The organism is uncultured Capnocytophaga sp., assembly GCF_938029845.1.
Classification (GTDB): domain Bacteria; phylum Bacteroidota; class Bacteroidia; order Flavobacteriales; family Flavobacteriaceae; genus Capnocytophaga.
This window is the reverse complement of record NZ_CALHGG010000066.1, coordinates 21,526-37,385: the sequence shown is the minus strand read 5'-3', so window position 1 is coordinate 37,385 and position 15,860 is coordinate 21,526. Positions and strand designations below refer to the sequence as shown.

Genomic DNA, 15,860 nt, shown 5'->3' with positions numbered 1-15,860 from the left:
TAAAGAATTTCAGCTCTTTTGTCAAGTACCTTATTATTTTTTGTCGTGTATTAAAAGAAGAATTAGAACCTTTTATGAAGGAAAACAAGCTATCGCGCATTATTTTTTCAGGATTTTTAGGGTATAGCAAATCTGTTCTTCCCTTCAATGAGGACATAGATTTGATTGAAGAAATTTCCATTCAATGCTCAGACATAACTGATTTGACCTCTCTTTATCATTTAAGTAACATCAAAAAAATCAGTATAGAAGAAAATGCGGTTCTTGCCCATCCTTTTGATATTAGAAAAATAGCTAAACTCACGGATTTCTTTACCGATGACACGCTTAAAATAGACGGTTTTTTTGACCACCCTACACTGAAACAGCTACACATAGAGCCTAAAAAAACAAAAAAATTAGACATACATAACGAAAATAATATTTTAGAAAGTCTTAGCATTGCCAATAGTCATATACTAGATTTATCCAGTTGCAAGAAACTCACCCAACTAAAAGGTTTATATATAGCCTATCTACCTAAAATTGAAAATATTAATTTTATTTTAGATATGCCTACACTCACAGATATTGAAATATGTTCCTGCAAAAAAAATTGACAACTTGATTGCTACACTTGCCCAAAAAAATAACTTAGAAAAACTAACTCTTTGGAATCAAGGCAATTTAGACAGTATCATTCCGTTATCAAAATTAGAACATCTAACCACCCTCAACATTTGGGAGCAAACCAAAATTATTGATGGAAAGATTTCATTTTTGGAAAAAATGCCAAATCTAAAGAAAATAGATATAAGAAAATACACATACTACCACTGAAGCTAATTAACCAATTTGCAAATTATCACTATCTTTGCGCTCTAAAACCTAAAAAACATTTATCAATGAAAAAAGCCATATCTATGCTTACCGTCGCTGCCCTATTTGTTGCTTGTGGTTGCCCAAACAGAAAATGTGAGGACAACAAACAGTGTGAGGCAAATACACAAATGCCTACTACTGAGGCGGTAGCTACTCCTACACCTGTGAACATCATTGGCAAGCAAGCACTTCTAAAGTATCCTGCGCTAACGGCTCAAGTGACTTACCTCAGTGATAAGGAAATTCACTGGAAGACCACTGATGACAAAGGGCAAGTAGCTGAACAGACCAACGCCCTGACATTAAAATCTATCAATCCTACTCAGTATTTTCTCAGTTGGGTAGAGGACGATGGCACTACTGTAAGCCAAGTGATAGACACCGAAAAGGGTACCGTTACCGCTTTCCTTACTTATGAGGAGGGAGGCAAGCGCGTATCACAATTTTTGGAAGGAACGTTTCAGCTCAATAAATAAAAACGATATGAAATACCTCATTACATTCCTATTATTCCCATTCTTAGCAGCTGCACAACCTATTATTAGCAGTATAGATGTGATAAAACCTTATGAAGACTTCCAAAGTCTATTAAGTTTTGAAGAGACCGTAGCAGCAATTCAGAAAACACTGAACAGCAAAGGCATTACCATTTTTGCAACTATCGACCACCAAGCGGCTGCTAAGGCAGTAGGCGAAACTATGCAGCCTGCTACGGTGCTTATAGTAGGCAACCCCAAAGTAGGGACTGCCCTGATGCAGGAAAATCCTCTCTTGGCTATTGAACTTCCTTTGAAAATCCTCATCTACGAGGAGGGGAAAACGATAAACATACGTTACGAGAAAGTCGCCGCCATCGCTGAAAAATACCATATCAAGCAAAACTTCAGCACAGCGGAAAAGATAGATGCTGCCATGTTGCAGCTGATAAAATCCACTATAGGGAAAATAGGGAATTAATACATAAACCTCAATTCTCAATTATTTTGTATTTTTGTAGTTCTAAAGGATATAAAAAACTCCTCTGAAATGAAAAAAGAAGCTATCAAATTATTTGAAGAACGCAAGGTGCGTACCATTTGGGACGACACCCATGAGAAATGGTATTTCTCTATTGTAGATGTAGTGGCTATATTAACTGATAGTCCTAACCCTCAGACCTATTGGCGTGTATTAAAAAAACGACTAAAAGAAGAGGGAAATGAAACAGTTACAAATTGTAACGCTTTGAAATTAGAAGCTGCGGATGGTAAAATGCGTCTTACGGATGTTGCTGATACAGAGCAACTTTTTCGCCTAATACAGTCTATACCTTCTCCTAAGGCAGAGCCTTTCAAACAGTGGATGGCAGAAGTTGCTGGTACGCTACTCTCACCCAGCAGTGGAGTGGCTTTACTACCAAAGAATACAAGCAGTACAAAGGACTCAAAAAAGAGAACTTACGCGATAATATGACTAACTTGGAAATGGCTTTTAATATATTAGCTGAAGCCTCAACTACTGAGCTTTCCAAACAATGCGACCCTAAAGGGATGGAGGAACAGAAAAAAGTAGCTAAAGAAGGGGGAAGTGTAGCCAAAGTAGCGCGCAAGCAGTTAGAAACTCAATTGGGACGTAGTATCATATCTCCTACAAAGGCTAAAGACTACCTTAAAATTGAGGAATCAACAGATTAACTTGTAGTATGACAAGCTATAAAATCCAGTGGTGTGAGTTGTGCAGGCAGTAACTACTTCGAGCAAATGCTCGGTTTGTGGGACGTATCGCTTGATTTCTAATTATGGCGAATTTGCCATAATTGTAAAAGCAGGAAAAAATATACGTTATACTGATTAGCTAATTAACAAATTATCCTTATATTTGCCACAGAATTTTATGGTACTAATACAAACAAATGAATGCAGAATTATACTTAAAAAAAGCTGTTCTACAATTGGCTAAAGGATTGGAGGAAAAGAGTATAGAAAGCCTGAATAAAGTACTTGAAACAGGGGGAGATGATCAAATAAGCCTTATCAAAGCACATCTTATATTTGCTGAATACTATATAATGAAAGGTGATTTTCCTCACGCAGAGGAACATCTATCTTATATTAATAACATTTATGAAGAGAGTGATGAAGAATTTGACGACTTGCTAAATGATGAGTTTTTTGAAGCTGATATGCTTCTGGATATCATAGAACGTTTCCGTTTCCTTAGGAAATAATTAGCTCATTTGTTAATTATAAAACTCCCCGTATGGTACATGTGCCATACGGGGAGTTTTATCAATGATAAAATTATATTGTGCAAAATTTATTTGTAAAAAATTTTATTGTTTAAAATATTTTTTATATCTTTGCACCCGAAATCAAGAAGTCATGGCAAAAGAAGTCTTACAGTTAGGTGCTCAGGTATGTTTTCCACTTTATGCGGCCTCACGTAAGATTACACAGCAGTACGCTAAGTATCTTACGCCCTTAGACCTTACCTATCCGCAGTATTTGGTACTTTTGGTTCTCTGGGAAGAGGGTACTCTTATGGTAAATGCGATAGGGGAGCGGCTGTATCTGGACAGTGGCACTCTTACACCACTACTCAAACGAATGGAAACCAAAGAGTTGCTCACCCGTATCCGTTGTAAGGAGGACGAGCGCGTCATGTGGATAACACTTACTGAAAAAGGTAAGCAGCTAGAAGAAAAAGCTAAGGAGATTCCTTTGCAATTGAAAGGAACAATAGCACTGAGTGCCCAAGAGTTTGAGACTCTTAAGACACTGACATATAAAATCCTTAATCAAGAACAAATAACAAAGTAAAAATAAATTAAAAAGAAGTATTATGACAGCATTATACACAGCAGTGGCTACCGCTACCGGTACCCCTAACAGAAGAGTGACTTCTGACAATGGCGTATTAAGCCTTGAATTACGTTCTCCTAAAGCCTTAGGAGGCGCTAATGACGATTATACCAACCCTGAGCAGATTTTTGCTGCGGGCTATGCGGCTTGCTTTGACACTGCACTGAACTTGGTTATCAAGCAAACGAAAGCAATTACAGGTGTGACCTCTGTAACTTCTCATGTTTCTATCGGGAAGCTAGATAACAGCGGTTTTATTTTCGCTGTAACCTTACAGGTAAATATACCTAATGTATCGATAGAAGAAGCTAAGGCGCTTGTAGCCAAAGCAGACCAAGTGTGCCCATACTCTAATTCTACTCGTGGGAATATAGAGGTAACCTTTGAAGTAAGTAATAATTAGTGATTTATTTGATATGAGTTTTTTAGAAATTGCACAGAAGAGATATGCTACCAAAACGTATCGTAACGAGAAGATAAGCGAGGCTAAAATCAAGGAATTGGCAGAGATACTCCGCCTAGCGCCTTCGTCAGTTAATAGTCAGCCATGGAAATTTGTTATCATAGGTGATGAGACACTTAAGGCTGATTTGGCAGCCCATTCGTTCTTCAATGAACAGAAGATAAAAGAAGCCAGCCACTTGGTGGTACTTTTTGCCTATGATGATATTGCTGCTTTTGAAACCTATTTTAAGGCAAATCAGCCACAACCTGTGGTTGATTATTATCAAAGTCTAAAAGCAGGTGGTGAAGAGCGTGCTAAAGTTTGGTTTCAAAAACAAGTGTATTTGGCAACCGGCTTTCTGTTAGCTGCTTGTGGTGCAAAAGGGATTGATGCGACTCCTATGGAAGGTTTTGACCCAGCTTACTACGATCAAAAGTTACAAGTAAAGGGTTTCAAGCCTGTGCTTGCTGTATCAATAGGCTATCACAATGAAGCCGACGGCAACCATCCAAGCAAGAACCCTAAAAAGAGACTTCCGCTTGAAGAAGTGGTAACAATTAGATAATTTGTTGATTTGCCAATGAGATAATTAGCCAATGAGTCAATGAAACTATTGACTTATTGGCTAATTATTTGTATCTTTGTGGGGTGTAAAATGGAATATTATGTTGAAACAATGTACCTTTATCGTGGCTTTGTTGTTTGCCTTATGGGGGCAAGCACAGACAGAAACAACCCTTCGTCATATAGATATGCTTGCCTATGATGCCGAGGGGGAACTTTATTTCTATTGGCAAAAAGGGAAAGATAAATTCTTAGAATTGGAGCTTGACTACAAGGAAGATGAAAAGGCAGATTATAGACAAGATCTCTATGACTTTAAGATAGTTCATTATAATGATGAGAATTGGGAGACACTGAAGGAGATAAAAAAGGAGGGTAGGAAAATCATCTCTCTCAAGGATATTCAGCGTACTACCCTGAAGGACTTTGTAGGGAAGACCTTTAAGACACTACCGCCAATCTATGACAAGAATACTCAAACAATTCTCAAGATACTTAGCCCACAATTGGCATTGCTATGTGATATTGATGTAGAAGAAGAAGACCCTTATCAGGAGCGGGACTATTATTCGCTGCGTGCTATTGACTTGGGAAAGGGTAGGAATATATACCTCTTGAGTGATGATGGTGATATAGAAGGGTATATAGTGCCTTTGAAGGATAAAACCCTATTCTTGAATGACAGAGAGACGACAAAGCTTGTGGCTACTCAATATTCTTCGTCCTATACAGATGATTTTATAGCATATAAACCCGAAGATTATATGTTGCTTCGTTCTAAAGGCAAGCGCTATGAGCTTATTGATATCTATAAGCAAAAACTGCTTCCGGGTAAGTATGATACAATCTATTATAACAAATTTGGTGTGATAGGCAGAAGAGGGCGCAAGTTTGTTCTCTATGACAGTTATTTACAAAAGAAAGAATTCAAGGGAATGCGAAGTGTCTATTTCTACCGAGATGGTATAGAGATGCTTAATAGGCAAGGAGCGGGCTATTACCAGATAAGTGGAGAGCGAATAGAGAAGTTTCCTAAAATCGTTTATTCCCTCTGTGGTACGGTGTATGAGAGACGTTATACCCTAAAGAAAGATGAGCATAAAAAAGAATACCCCTACTATATGCTTTATGGTTATGGAGGTTTTGCTTCGGAGTACGAGGCAGAGAAGGAGCATTATCTTTCTGATAGGAGTGCGGAGGAAACCCTTTCCTTTATCAATGGTAAGAGTCGTATTGTATGGGACGAGAATGACTCTTTTACGGGCACTATCTATCACTATCCTGAGCTGATACGAGTACAACGAGGTAATAAGTATGGGCTTTTTGGCTATAGCTACCAAGAGAAATTAGATGATGTGAAAGACTATACAGAGATAGAGCTAGAAGGGAGTCCTTTTTATAAGCGCATGCTGCGTATATATCCCGAGGTATATCTGATAGGGGAGGAGCTACTTCCGGTTGTTTATGACAATATTGAGCAACAGAAGGACGGACTTATCTATATCTACAAAGATCATAAAATAGGTATCTACCCCCAGCAGAAAAAGGCGGTATATGAAGCAATTACCCCCCAGACACATTCGTTCTATAAGATCATCAAAAACGGTAGAGAGGGGTATTTGGATATAAGGACGATGAGGGAGTATTACTAATGAGACAATTAGCTGATTTGTCGATGAGTCGATTTGTCAATTTGTCGATGAGCCAATTAGTCAATTTGTTGATAAGCCAATTAGCTGTTTTTGGATGGGCGGAAGGCAATTCGCCTCTACTGCTTGTTGGCGAGTTGTCCGCAGGCGGCATCAATATCCTTGCCACGGGAGTAGCGGATGGTGGTGGTGATACCTGCCTCTTCCAGTTTTCGCTTGTAGAGCAGGAGGGCTTTTTCGTCGGCTTGTTCAAAGAGACCGTCGTCAATGGGATTGTACTCAATGAGATTGACTTTACAAGGAGCAAAACGGCAGAAAGCTACAAGGGCATCGACGTCCTTGGGCGCATCATTGATCCCTTTCCATACTACATATTCGTAGGTAATACGGCTTTTGGTTTGTTGGTACCAATATTGCAAGGCTTGGCGTAGTTCGGTAAGAGGGAAATTGACCGTCCAAGGCATGATCTTGTTGCGTGTCTGCTCAATAGCGGAGTGTAGGGATACCGCAAGCTTGAACTTGACCTTGTCATCAGCCATTTTTCGGATGAGCTTGGAGACTCCTGAAGTGGATACGGTGATACGCTTGGGGGAGAAGCCCAGTCCTTCCTTTTCGGAGGTGATACGCTCAATGGCTTTTATGACATTGGGGTAGTTCATCAGGGGTTCCCCCATACCCATAAAGACGATATTGCGCAAGGGACGCCCATAGTAGAGTCGACTCTGCTGGTCAATGGTGAGCACTTGGTCAAAAATCTCGTCGGGGGAGAGGTTACGCATACGCTTGAGGCGTGCCGTAGCGCAGAAGGAGCAGTTCAGACTGCACCCTACTTGGCTAGATACACAGGCGGTGATACGGGTATCGGTAGGTATAAGCACGGATTCCACATAAAGTCCATCGTGCAGGCGTACAGCATTCTTGATGGTACCATCCTCACTGCGCTGCATGGTATCCACCTTGATATGATTGATCACGAAATGCTCTGCCAGTAGCTGGCGGGTCTCCTTAGAGAGGTTGGTCATCTGGTCAAAAGAATGGGCACCCTTTGTCCAGAGCCATTCATATACTTGGTTGGCACGGAAAGCCTTTTCCCCATGGGAGAGGAAAAAATCTTGGAGTTCTTCTTTTCTTAACGCACGAATATCAGTCATTTTCAAAGTAAAAGGTAAAAGATAAAAAGTAAAAGGTCTCGTTGATTACCTTTATCTGAGGAAAAACCAAAGGAGGAATCCTCCTACAATGATACGATAGTAGCCCCAAAGGGAGAAACCATATTTCTTAATCAGACCCACAAAGCCTTTGATAGCGATGATAGATACCACATAGGCTACGAGATTGCCAATGAGGAACATAGAGAGTTTGTCGGAGTTGCTTGCTAAGAGTTCATAGCCCTTGAGGTTGGTACCTGTTCCTGTGTAGTGCTTTAGGAATAACGAATATACAGTTACCGCAAGCATAGTAGGTACTGCCAAGAAGAAAGAGAACTCGGCAGCGAGTTCGCGGGAGAGCTTCTGTTGCATACCTCCAATGATAGAAGCAGCGGAACGGCTGGTGCCAGGCATCATGGCCAAGCATTGCCAAAAGCCTATAATAACGGCCTTTTTGATAGAGATCTCTTTCTCGTGAAATATCGCAGGGTGCTGGAAAAAGCCGTCAATGAAGAGCAGTACAAAGCCTCCCACAATGAGCATAATGGCAATATACACAGGAGCGCCCATAACCGAGTCAATATAGTCGTCCAAGAGCTTACCCAAGATGAGAGCAGGGATTACCGCACAACCCAGCTTGAGGAAGAATTGCCAGCGGGAGAAGTCCAAGAACTTACGCCAATAGAGGGTTACCACAGCTAAAATAGCCCCAAACTGTATGCAGAGCGCGAAAATCTTGAAGAAATCATCTTCGGGGAGTCCCATGAGTTCGCGGGTGAAAATCATGTGAGCCGTGGAGGAGATAGGTAGGTACTCGGTAAGCCCCTCCACAATGGCGATGATGATAGCCTGTAGTAAGTCCATTAGTTTTCTTTTTCTTTGTCATTATACAATATGGCTACTACCTCCGTAGCGAAGCCTAGTAGTACCAAGGCAGGCGCTAGGCTGATACGCTGGAAGTTGAAGATAGCAGGGTTGAAGACCATAGGATCATCACTGCCTCCTCCACTCATGGTGAGGAAGCCTAAGAAAATAAGCCCCAACCCAAGGAGCATTAGAAGGAAGTTTTTTCGTTCAAAAAGCATATTTTTAATTGTTAGTTGTTAGTGATTAGTGGTTAGTTGTTAGTCAAAGGTCGTACTCTTTATTCTTCATCCACATACCTAGCTGTCAGTACTCGCTGACTTTACTCTTCATCTTTCATTCTTCGTTTTTCACTCTTCGCTCTTCACTAATAATAAAGTTCGTCGGTATGGAGGTTTAAAAAGCGCTGGGCGGCGAAATAGGTGCTGATCCAGCTGATGAAAATACCAATAGCAAATAAGCCCGCAAAGACCCATACAAAGGAATTGTAATTGGTTAATAATCCCCATTCAGGCCAAGATTGGTCAAGGTAATACAAACAGAGACTTAGAGCCAGACAAGCTAGCAAGGCACTAAGAATCCCCAACGCTATATTGGTTATGATAAAAGGTTTCCTAATAAAGGCTTTGGTAGCACCTACCAACTGCATAGTCTTGATAATGAATCGTTTGGAATAAACAGACAGACGTATGGAGGAGTTGATCAGCAGTATAGCCACTAAAGTAAATACCGCAGAGATGGAGAGGATTGCGATAGAGATTTGTCGCAAGTTGGAATGAATCTTCTCTACCGAATCTCGGTCATAGGTTACTTCCTTGACGGAGGCATTTTGTAGGATAGATTCCTTGATTTCCTCCATTTTTTCAGGGGCGACATAGTCGGCCTTGAGGGTGAGGTCAAAAGAGTTCTTCAAAGGGTTATCCCCAATGGTGGAGATAAAGTCCTCGCCTAGTTCCTCAATGAAGGACTGAGCTGCTTGTTCCTTGGAGATGAACTGTACTTTTTTGATATAATTGGCAATAGAGAGTGTCTTTTGTAACTGTTGTATATCGGCCTCTTTGGCGGTATCCTTGAGGAAAACGGACATAATGAGGTTTTCCTTGTAGCTATCAGTAAAATTTTTGGCATTGATTAGCAAAAATCCCAATAGCCCCAAGAGGAAAAGCACGAGCGTAATACTCAGTGTAACAGAGAAATAGGAAGAGATGAGCTTCCTTCGGTTGTATCGTTCGGTTCGGGTATGCACTTTTTAGGCAAGTTAGAAAATGAGCGTAAAAGTAGTAAAAATCTGTTATATAGAAATTGGTTTAGGGGAGATATACAAAAGTTTAACAGAAGTTAGGAGTTTTTAGTGATTGGTGGTTGCTTTTAGTAGTTAGAACTGTATTTGCTTTTATAAATAAAAATACTTACTTTTGCAGGAAATAAAATATGCTATGTGGCAGGTGGAAAAGAAAAAAATATTAGGGCTTTTCTCCGTGGTGCGGGGGTATAATATCCTTATGCTATGTGTGGCTCAATACCTAGCGGCTATCTTTATTCTCTCGAGGACTTCTGTAAAAGAGGTGTTGCTTGATGGGCGCCTCTTTGCCATAGTGCTCTCAGGGGCACTGGCAGTGGCAGGGGGCTATATCATCAATGCGTTCTATGATAAGGAAAAGGATATGATCAATAAGCCTACACGAGCAATGATTGAGCGCTTGGTGGGACAGAATACGAAACTTACCCTTTACTTTGTACTAAATTTTCTTTCCATAATTGTTGCCAGCTATGTGTCCTTCAAGGCGGTGGTGTTCTTTTCGGTGTACATATTTATGATGTGGTTCTACTCGCATAGGCTTAAGAAAATCGTATTGGTGGGCAATATCATCTCAGGGATACTCTCCATTATTCCTTTCTTTGCTATATTTGTCTATTATCATAATTTTCAGAAGGTCATCTTTGTCCATGCGGCTTTTCTCTACTATTTACTCTTGGCGAAGGACTTTGTGAAAGACCTTGAGAATATCAAGGGAGATTTTGCCTTGGGTTACCACACCATAGCTACTGATTATGGAGAGCGAAGCTCTAAGCAACTGATTAGTTTGCTGGTAGGACTAACGCTTATCTGTGTGTATTTTCTCACCTCTTTTCCTGATACGGGAGCGATGAAGTACTATTTTATCTTGGCTGCCATTGTGCTGCTGGCTGTCTTTACCCCAATCCTATGGCGGAGCAAAACAGAAGTGCATTATGCTTTTCTACGAAACCTGCTGAAGGTGATTATCGTGGTGGGTGTATTCTGTATTGTGCTAGTAAGGAGATAGTGAAAAGTGAAAAGTGAAGAATGAATAGTGAAGAGTGAATAGTACAAACTTTGACTAACAACTAACCACTAATTACTAACCACTAACTACTAATGATTTCTTTTTCCTTTGAGATACCAATAGCCTTTGCTGGCGGCGAAGCCTAAGACAAAGAGAGAGAGGAAGAAAAGGAATACCTTGCCCAATAGAACAAAGTCAATAGGGTCGCTCTTGGGAACATAGATAATCTGTGCGCTTGCGGTAGCAGTAAGTCCTAAGAGTATGATGAGCACATTGATAAGCAGATGTACTTCCAAACGTAAATCCTTTTCGGGCAGTAGGGCTGCGATGCCCTTGGTGCCTAAAAGTACGAGGGCTACAAGAGCTAAGGTACCCCATAGGGTGGTTTTGGCGAAGTCGGCTCCTGAGAAGAAAAAGAAGACTTGTGCCAATACATATATAAGGCAAGGGAAGAGCAGCAGACCAGGGAATGCCAAGAGGACACGTTGGGGCTTGCTACATCGGTTTTGGTAGTAATCCCTTAGAGCCACAAAGGAAAACAATAGTCCGATAGCCGATTCGATAGTAACTAGCACAGCCATATCGCTTAGTATCTTGGGGGAGGCGAGCCACTGGCTGAGGGTCGTTTGGGATTGCTCGGAGGCAAAATCATAACTGAACCACAGAAAAGCAGCCAATACGCCTGCCCATAGGGCTATCTGCCACAGCCTCCAGAAGCTGAGCTTGAGGAGGGTATTGAAAAAGATGAAAATAATCAATAAAGAAATCAGCATAACTTATTGTAAATAGGCATGGGGTTCGCCCTCAAAACTTACCTCAATATGTTCTAGTAGAGAGGTAGAGAGGGAAAGACCTTTGAAATCGGCTTTGATAGGGAATTTCTTATGGTTACGATTGACCAATACGGCGGTTTTGAGTTGCTTGAGAGGTACCTCAAGGAAGTGCTTAACCCCATAGATAAGGGTGGCGCCACTGCTAAGGACATCATCTACCAAGACCACGGATTGGTTGGTATATTCTTCCGCAGGGAGAGAGGTCGTTACAGGAGCCAATACATTGGTTTTATTCACCTTGACTCTGCATAGTACCACGGGGATAGGGCATATATGGCTTAGCTCCTCATGTAGCTTTTCAGCAAAGATATATCCATTGCTTTCAATACCCGCAAGGATAATCTTCTCTTGGTGTATATTAGCCTCATAGATTTGGTAGGCTATACGTCGGATTTTATGAGCGATTTGCTCGGGAGAAAGGATGGTTGTCATCTATTTAGTTGTTAGTGATTAGTTATCAATGTTTAGGAATTCTTCAAGTTCGCGGCGGTCTTTTTTGGTAGGGCGACCTTCCCCTTTTTGGCGGTAATATTCTTGGGCTTGTTGTTGCATTTTAGCTATTTCGAAAGCCTCTTCAGGGGTGTTGTCTGTACAATAAAGCGCTACGAGTTTGGCGCCTACACGAGATTCGGGTAGGTCATTGACCATAATCTCATAGTTGATTTGGTCTTTTCTGATCTGTATTTTATCCTGAGGGAAAACCTCTTTGGAGGCTTTGGCTACTTCTCCATTGATACGGATATGTCCTTTCTTACAGGCCTCGGTGGCCATATTGCGTGTTTTGTAATAACGAACACACCAAAGATATTTATCGATACGCACTTTTTTAATGGTTAATTGTTAATTATCAATTGTCAATTATCAATTGTCAATTATTGAAGGTTAATTGCCATTAGCCCTATAATGGTCATTAGTTACTGACTGCTGACTACTGACCACTGACCACTGACTACTGACTACTGACTACTGAAAATTAAAAGTAAAAAATTCATGCAAAAATACGAGATTTTTTCGTAACTTGCACCCAAATTAAAGTATTTATTTTTCTAATGATAAAAAAGAGTATTCTATTGATGTCGTTTGCCTTATTAGGCTTGTATTCATGTAAGAAAAGTGAGGATAATGGAGAGAAAATTCGTGAGATGACGGAGGTGATTCCTGAAAATGATCAGGCGATACAGGCCTACCTTAAGAGTCATTATTGCGAGTTGGACAATGATGGGAACATTGTTTTAGGGGCTGTGGGGAGTACAGGCAAGACCCCTATCTGGAATAGGACAGATCTTAAGCGCAAAGACCTAAGAGTGCTAGACCAGCATGGGAATTATGTTACCAATACCATGTATTATGTGATATTGCGCGAAGGAAATGGAAAACAAGCTACGATAGCAGACCGTTCTTTTATACTATATAAGGCTAAGTCACTTGAAGGTAAGGTGTATGATGATGGAAATCTCTTTACCTATAACAACTGGATGGACTTGCTTGGAACAGAAGCGAGTGCTTATAAAGGAGGTACTGTAATGGGCTTTCGTGAGGGAGTAGCTATGTTAAAGGCTTCAGCTTCCGCAATAGCAGAGCAGAGCAATGGTAAGCTAGTGGCTCCCACCGATGGAGGTGTAGGGGTGTTTTTCATGCCTTCAGGACTTGCCTACTATACAGGTACCTCCAGTATACCTGCTTATAGTCCCATCATATTTGAGATAAATCTGCTAAAAACAGATCGTTATGATCATGATGGCGATGGTATTCCTTCGATAAACGAAATCCAACATCATGAGGATGGCACCATCACCTTCCCTGACTGTAATGGGAATGGTAGAGTGGATTACTTGGATGCAAACCCTTGTTAAGTAAAAAAGTAAAAGGTAAAAAGTAAAATTGAGTAAGTGAGTATCTGAATTAAAAATGTAGAGTAATGAAAAAGTTCATCCCTAATTTTATCACACTGCTGAATCTTTCTTGTGGAATCATAGCCCTAAGGTATGCGATGGATCAGGCTTTCGATATGGCCTTGCTTTGGTTTTTCTTGGGGATTGTCTTTGATTTCTTTGATGGTTTTGCAGCACGTTGGCTGAAGGTTACCTCTCCCTTGGGGTTGCAATTGGATTCCTTGGCCGATATGGTTACCTCAGGCTTGGTGCCGGGGCAGGTGATGTATTCGCTTATCAGTTATAGTACAGCATCTTACGGGGATGCAGTACATTTCTTTCTTCCTTTTGCAGGGTATTTGGTAACTCTTGCTTCGGCGTATCGCTTGGCGCGCTTCAATATAGATACTCGTCAGCATGACTCCTTTGTAGGGCTTCCAACGCCTGCCAATGCGCTTTTTATCCTTTCAGTAGGCTATATGGTGCAGAAAGCTCAGTATATTACTGCCTTACCCCTATGGGTTTCGCTGCTTATCACAGTGGTAAGCTGCTATCTGCTCAATAGTAATTTGCCCCTTTTTGCCCTTAAGTTCAAGGACTTTTCGCTTAAGAGGAATGCTCTCAAGTATATTTTCTTGCTACTTAGCTTAGTGTTACTACTTTCTTTTCAGATAAATGCATTTGCTCTTATCATTTTGGCATACATCTTGCTATCTTTAGTGAGTAACCTTTTTAAAAACAAAGAAAAAGATGAAACAATTTAGCTTATTAGTAGGTCTGTTACTAAGCCCCATGGTTTTTGCACAAGAGGCAGGGACTATAGGAAAGTTTTTACGCAATGAGGCTAAGGCTTCAGATATTAATTCGGTACGTATTGAGATAGGTATAGAGGGGAATAGAAATAAACGCCCTGACTTACAGAGATATAGGACAGCACCAGACCAATACCAATGGGATCCTGCGCCTTATGGTTATTCGGAGGTGTTTTTACGTATTCCCGACAGAGGTTTCTTTACAGTAACCCTTGGAGATCAGCAGATCAGTGGGGCAACTGGTAAGTTTCGTTTCTTTGATGTGCGTTCAGGTTCGGTGCCTATGTCTATCTATCTGAATGGGTTCTTGATATACCGCACTACCATAGTTGCCCATCAGAACAGTCGTACTGTATTGGATTATTTTGTAGAATATGGACTCTATGAATTGGCTGTTTATCCTGTTGATAAACAGTGGTATGGAGGTGAATGGAATGATATATGGAATGATCCTTATCGTGCAGGTAGTCACCTAGCAACAGACCCACGTGTGCCTGTGATGCCAGAGGAAGTATTTGCTAATTTCTACAACTCATACAGGAAGCTTACCTTTGACAAAGAGCGTATCGCCTTTATCAACCAACAACGCAATACCGCCTATACTTGTGCGCAAATAAAACAACTACTTCGTGTTTTTGATTTTGACAACAACAAAGTGGAAATGGGCAAACAGCTTTATGACCTTTGTGCCGATAAAGGAAATTTCTTCACTATATATGATATCTTTACCTTTGACAGCTATAAGAGACAACTAATGGAGTACATTTCAAATAAGTGAAAAGTGAAGAATGAAAAGTGAAAAGTGAAAAGTGAAAAGTGAAAAGTGAAAAGTGAAATAACTCAAAATTCAGAACTCAAAACTAATAATTATGGAGATTACCGATATAAACCAGTTGGATGTAAATGGCACTTATACGTACGCGGATTACCTGCTTTGGCGATTCAAAGAGCAGGTAGAATTGTTGCGCGGTAAGCTCTTTAAGATGTCTCCCGCTCCTAGAGAGATACATCAACGGGTGCTTAATGAAATTAACTTTGAGCTTATGTCTTTTTTTAGAAATAAGACTTGTAGGGTATATCCTGCACCTTTTGATGTGCGTTTGCCTACTAAAGGAACAGCAGATAACCAAATATATACCATAGTACAACCTGACTTATGTGTGGTGTGTGATTTGGAAAAGATTGATGGGCGTGGCTGTATAGGGGCGCCTGACTTGGTGGTGGAAATTCTCTCACCTTCCAACTCCCGCAAAGACCTCAAGGATAAATACGAAATCTACGAGGAAGCAGGTGTGCCTGAGTATTGGATTGTAGATCCAGATAATAAGGCTTTCTATCGCTATGTTTTGCAAGAGGGCGTATATATAGGGTTGCCACCTGTCTCTGAAGGAGATGTGTTTCGCTCAAGGGAGTTTCCCGAAATGGAAATAGATACGAAACTTATCTTTAAATAGTGACTAATGACTAGAGGCTAACTACTAACTACTCATTATATTTAACAAACGATTAACGCGGTATAAAGGGTAAATAACAAATAAAATTATTAAATTTGCCCCCTTGAAAGAAGTATGCATTGTATAGCAAAATAACTTGTTGAAAACCAGCTCCTAAAGGAAAACTTTTAGAGGGCTGGGCTTTGTTATGTTGTGTATATTTACTTAAATGGC

General features: G+C 40.6%; 23 protein-coding genes. 16 read left to right on the top strand and 7 right to left on the bottom strand.

The features are described 5' to 3' along the window. From Q0625_RS04685 to Q0625_RS04635, 11 genes are all read left to right on the top strand, one after another. On the top strand, nt 1-599 hold a 599-nt coding region (locus Q0625_RS04685), incomplete at its 5' end, for a hypothetical protein (protein WP_298823880.1). Between the two features lie 4 nt (nt 600-603). Next, nucleotides 604-819, top strand: a complete 216-nt coding sequence (locus tag Q0625_RS04680; protein ID WP_298823878.1) for a hypothetical protein — start codon at nt 604-606, stop codon at nt 817-819. A gap of 65 nt (nt 820-884) precedes the next feature. Then, nucleotides 885-1,337, top strand: a complete 453-nt coding sequence (locus Q0625_RS04675) for a hypothetical protein (RefSeq protein ID WP_298823876.1) — start codon at nt 885-887, stop codon at nt 1,335-1,337. Between the two features lie 7 nt (nt 1,338-1,344). Beyond that, nucleotides 1,345-1,818: a DUF302 domain-containing protein gene (locus tag Q0625_RS04670; protein ID WP_298823874.1), complete on the top strand. Its 474-nt coding sequence runs from the start codon at nt 1,345-1,347 to the stop codon at nt 1,816-1,818. Nucleotides 1,819-1,887: 69 nt separating this feature from the next. Next, nucleotides 1,888-2,313 carry a Bro-N domain-containing protein gene (locus tag Q0625_RS04665; protein WP_298823872.1) on the top strand — a complete coding sequence of 142 codons (426 nt, stop codon included), beginning with the start codon at nt 1,888-1,890 and terminating at the stop codon, nt 2,311-2,313. Between the two features lie 11 nt (nt 2,314-2,324). Continuing rightward, a complete protein-coding gene (locus Q0625_RS04660) occupies nt 2,325-2,534 on the top strand; it encodes a hypothetical protein (protein WP_298823870.1) in 210 nt (69 codons plus the stop codon). A 218-nt stretch (nt 2,535-2,752) separates the two neighbouring features. Beyond that, nucleotides 2,753-3,067, top strand: coding sequence for a hypothetical protein (locus Q0625_RS04655; RefSeq protein WP_298823868.1), 315 nt, complete (start codon nt 2,753-2,755; stop codon nt 3,065-3,067). 154 nt (nt 3,068-3,221) lie between these two features. Beyond that, a complete protein-coding gene (locus Q0625_RS04650) occupies nt 3,222-3,659 on the top strand; it encodes a MarR family transcriptional regulator (protein WP_298823866.1) in 438 nt (145 codons plus the stop codon). A gap of 22 nt (nt 3,660-3,681) precedes the next feature. After that, on the top strand, nt 3,682-4,104 hold the full coding sequence (locus Q0625_RS04645) for an organic hydroperoxide resistance protein (protein WP_298823864.1): 423 nt from the start codon (nt 3,682-3,684) through the stop codon (nt 4,102-4,104). 13 nt (nt 4,105-4,117) lie between these two features. After that, entirely contained in the window at nt 4,118-4,711 is a 594-nt protein-coding gene (locus Q0625_RS04640; RefSeq protein WP_298823862.1) for a nitroreductase family protein, read from the top strand. Between the two features lie 100 nt (nt 4,712-4,811). Continuing rightward, nucleotides 4,812-6,362: a hypothetical protein gene (locus Q0625_RS04635; protein WP_298823860.1), complete on the top strand. Its 1,551-nt coding sequence runs from the start codon at nt 4,812-4,814 to the stop codon at nt 6,360-6,362. Nucleotides 6,363-6,478: 116 nt separating this feature from the next. On the opposite strand, the gene rlmN is transcribed toward Q0625_RS04635, so the two are convergent. The 4 genes from rlmN to Q0625_RS04615 all read right to left on the bottom strand — a co-directional run bounded on the left by rlmN (nt 6,479) and on the right by Q0625_RS04615 (nt 9,617). Next, nucleotides 6,479-7,510 (bottom strand): 23S rRNA (adenine(2503)-C(2))-methyltransferase RlmN, encoded by a 1,032-nt coding sequence (rlmN, locus tag Q0625_RS04630; RefSeq protein WP_298823858.1) that lies wholly within the window; start codon nt 7,508-7,510, stop codon nt 6,479-6,481. A 51-nt stretch (nt 7,511-7,561) separates the two neighbouring features. Next, complete coding sequence (locus Q0625_RS04625) at nt 7,562-8,371, bottom strand: undecaprenyl-diphosphate phosphatase (RefSeq protein WP_298823856.1); 810 nt, start codon at nt 8,369-8,371, stop codon at nt 7,562-7,564. After that, entirely contained in the window at nt 8,371-8,592 is a 222-nt protein-coding gene (locus Q0625_RS04620) for a DUF3098 domain-containing protein (RefSeq protein WP_298823854.1), read from the bottom strand. Before Q0625_RS04620 ends, Q0625_RS04625 begins: the two co-directional genes overlap by 1 nt. Nucleotides 8,593-8,738: 146 nt before the next feature. Further along, nucleotides 8,739-9,617, bottom strand: coding sequence for a permease-like cell division protein FtsX (locus tag Q0625_RS04615; RefSeq protein ID WP_298823852.1), 879 nt, complete (start codon nt 9,615-9,617; stop codon nt 8,739-8,741). Between the two features lie 190 nt (nt 9,618-9,807). Here Q0625_RS04615 and Q0625_RS04610 point away from each other — a divergent pair, with 190 nt between their 5' ends. Next, complete coding sequence (locus tag Q0625_RS04610) at nt 9,808-10,677, top strand: geranylgeranylglycerol-phosphate geranylgeranyltransferase (RefSeq protein WP_298823884.1); 870 nt, start codon at nt 9,808-9,810, stop codon at nt 10,675-10,677. A gap of 89 nt (nt 10,678-10,766) precedes the next feature. Here Q0625_RS04610 and Q0625_RS04605 read toward each other — a convergent pair whose 3' ends face one another. From Q0625_RS04605 to Q0625_RS04595, 3 genes are read right to left on the bottom strand one after another with little or no spacing between them, the layout of a single operon-like run. Then, nucleotides 10,767-11,450, bottom strand: a complete 684-nt coding sequence (locus Q0625_RS04605; RefSeq protein ID WP_298823850.1) for a hypothetical protein — start codon at nt 11,448-11,450, stop codon at nt 10,767-10,769. Between the two features lie 3 nt (nt 11,451-11,453). Then, a complete protein-coding gene (locus Q0625_RS04600) occupies nt 11,454-11,942 on the bottom strand; it encodes a phosphoribosyltransferase family protein (protein WP_298823849.1) in 489 nt (162 codons plus the stop codon). An 18-nt stretch (nt 11,943-11,960) separates the two neighbouring features. Next, nucleotides 11,961-12,332, bottom strand: a complete 372-nt coding sequence (locus Q0625_RS04595) for an RNA-binding S4 domain-containing protein (protein ID WP_298823847.1) — start codon at nt 12,330-12,332, stop codon at nt 11,961-11,963. 227 nt (nt 12,333-12,559) lie between these two features. Here Q0625_RS04595 and Q0625_RS04590 point away from each other — a divergent pair, with 227 nt between their 5' ends. From Q0625_RS04590 to Q0625_RS04575, 4 genes are all read left to right on the top strand, one after another. Beyond that, nucleotides 12,560-13,363 carry a hypothetical protein gene (locus Q0625_RS04590; protein ID WP_298823845.1) on the top strand — a complete coding sequence of 268 codons (804 nt, stop codon included), beginning with the start codon at nt 12,560-12,562 and terminating at the stop codon, nt 13,361-13,363. Nucleotides 13,364-13,428: 65 nt separating this feature from the next. Continuing rightward, a complete protein-coding gene (locus Q0625_RS04585; protein ID WP_298823843.1) occupies nt 13,429-14,145 on the top strand; it encodes a CDP-alcohol phosphatidyltransferase family protein in 717 nt (238 codons plus the stop codon). Then, entirely contained in the window at nt 14,132-14,971 is an 840-nt protein-coding gene (locus tag Q0625_RS04580) for a DUF4476 domain-containing protein (RefSeq protein WP_298823840.1), read from the top strand. The genes Q0625_RS04585 and Q0625_RS04580 overlap by 14 nt, the downstream gene beginning before the upstream one ends. 91 nt (nt 14,972-15,062) lie before the next feature. Continuing rightward, the gene (locus tag Q0625_RS04575; protein WP_298823839.1) at nt 15,063-15,647 is read left to right on the top strand and encodes a Uma2 family endonuclease; all 585 of its coding nucleotides are present in this window, start codon (nt 15,063-15,065) and stop codon (nt 15,645-15,647) included. The last annotated feature ends 213 nt before the right edge of the window (nt 15,648-15,860 follow it).

What these genes read in the sequence shown, in the direction of transcription:
- Q0625_RS04580 (WP_298823840.1), top strand. Translation starts at nt 14,132, where the DNA reads ATGAAACAATTTAGCTTATTAGTAGGTCTGTTACTAAGCCCCATGGTT.
- Q0625_RS04610 (WP_298823884.1), top strand. Translation starts at nt 9,808, where the DNA reads ATGTGGCAGGTGGAAAAGAAAAAAATATTAGGGCTTTTCTCCGTGGTG.
- Q0625_RS04600 (WP_298823849.1), bottom strand. Translation starts at nt 11,942, where the DNA reads ATGACAACCATCCTTTCTCCCGAGCAAATCGCTCATAAAATCCGACGT.
- Q0625_RS04640 (WP_298823862.1), top strand. Translation starts at nt 4,118, where the DNA reads ATGAGTTTTTTAGAAATTGCACAGAAGAGATATGCTACCAAAACGTAT.
- rlmN (WP_298823858.1), bottom strand. Translation starts at nt 7,510, where the DNA reads ATGACTGATATTCGTGCGTTAAGAAAAGAAGAACTCCAAGATTTTTTC.
- Q0625_RS04625 (WP_298823856.1), bottom strand. Translation starts at nt 8,371, where the DNA reads ATGGACTTACTACAGGCTATCATCATCGCCATTGTGGAGGGGCTTACC.
- Q0625_RS04675 (WP_298823876.1), top strand. Translation starts at nt 885, where the DNA reads ATGAAAAAAGCCATATCTATGCTTACCGTCGCTGCCCTATTTGTTGCT.
- Q0625_RS04665 (WP_298823872.1), top strand. Translation starts at nt 1,888, where the DNA reads ATGAAAAAAGAAGCTATCAAATTATTTGAAGAACGCAAGGTGCGTACC.
- Q0625_RS04635 (WP_298823860.1), top strand. Translation starts at nt 4,812, where the DNA reads ATGTTGAAACAATGTACCTTTATCGTGGCTTTGTTGTTTGCCTTATGG.
- Q0625_RS04620 (WP_298823854.1), bottom strand. Translation starts at nt 8,592, where the DNA reads ATGCTTTTTGAACGAAAAAACTTCCTTCTAATGCTCCTTGGGTTGGGG.
- Q0625_RS04605 (WP_298823850.1), bottom strand. Translation starts at nt 11,450, where the DNA reads ATGCTGATTTCTTTATTGATTATTTTCATCTTTTTCAATACCCTCCTC.
- Q0625_RS04590 (WP_298823845.1), top strand. Translation starts at nt 12,560, where the DNA reads ATGATAAAAAAGAGTATTCTATTGATGTCGTTTGCCTTATTAGGCTTG.
- Q0625_RS04575 (WP_298823839.1), top strand. Translation starts at nt 15,063, where the DNA reads ATGGAGATTACCGATATAAACCAGTTGGATGTAAATGGCACTTATACG.
- Q0625_RS04645 (WP_298823864.1), top strand. Translation starts at nt 3,682, where the DNA reads ATGACAGCATTATACACAGCAGTGGCTACCGCTACCGGTACCCCTAAC.
- Q0625_RS04655 (WP_298823868.1), top strand. Translation starts at nt 2,753, where the DNA reads ATGAATGCAGAATTATACTTAAAAAAAGCTGTTCTACAATTGGCTAAA.
- Q0625_RS04670 (WP_298823874.1), top strand. Translation starts at nt 1,345, where the DNA reads ATGAAATACCTCATTACATTCCTATTATTCCCATTCTTAGCAGCTGCA.
- Q0625_RS04650 (WP_298823866.1), top strand. Translation starts at nt 3,222, where the DNA reads ATGGCAAAAGAAGTCTTACAGTTAGGTGCTCAGGTATGTTTTCCACTT.
- Q0625_RS04660 (WP_298823870.1), top strand. Translation starts at nt 2,325, where the DNA reads ATGGCTTTTAATATATTAGCTGAAGCCTCAACTACTGAGCTTTCCAAA.
- Q0625_RS04585 (WP_298823843.1), top strand. Translation starts at nt 13,429, where the DNA reads ATGAAAAAGTTCATCCCTAATTTTATCACACTGCTGAATCTTTCTTGT.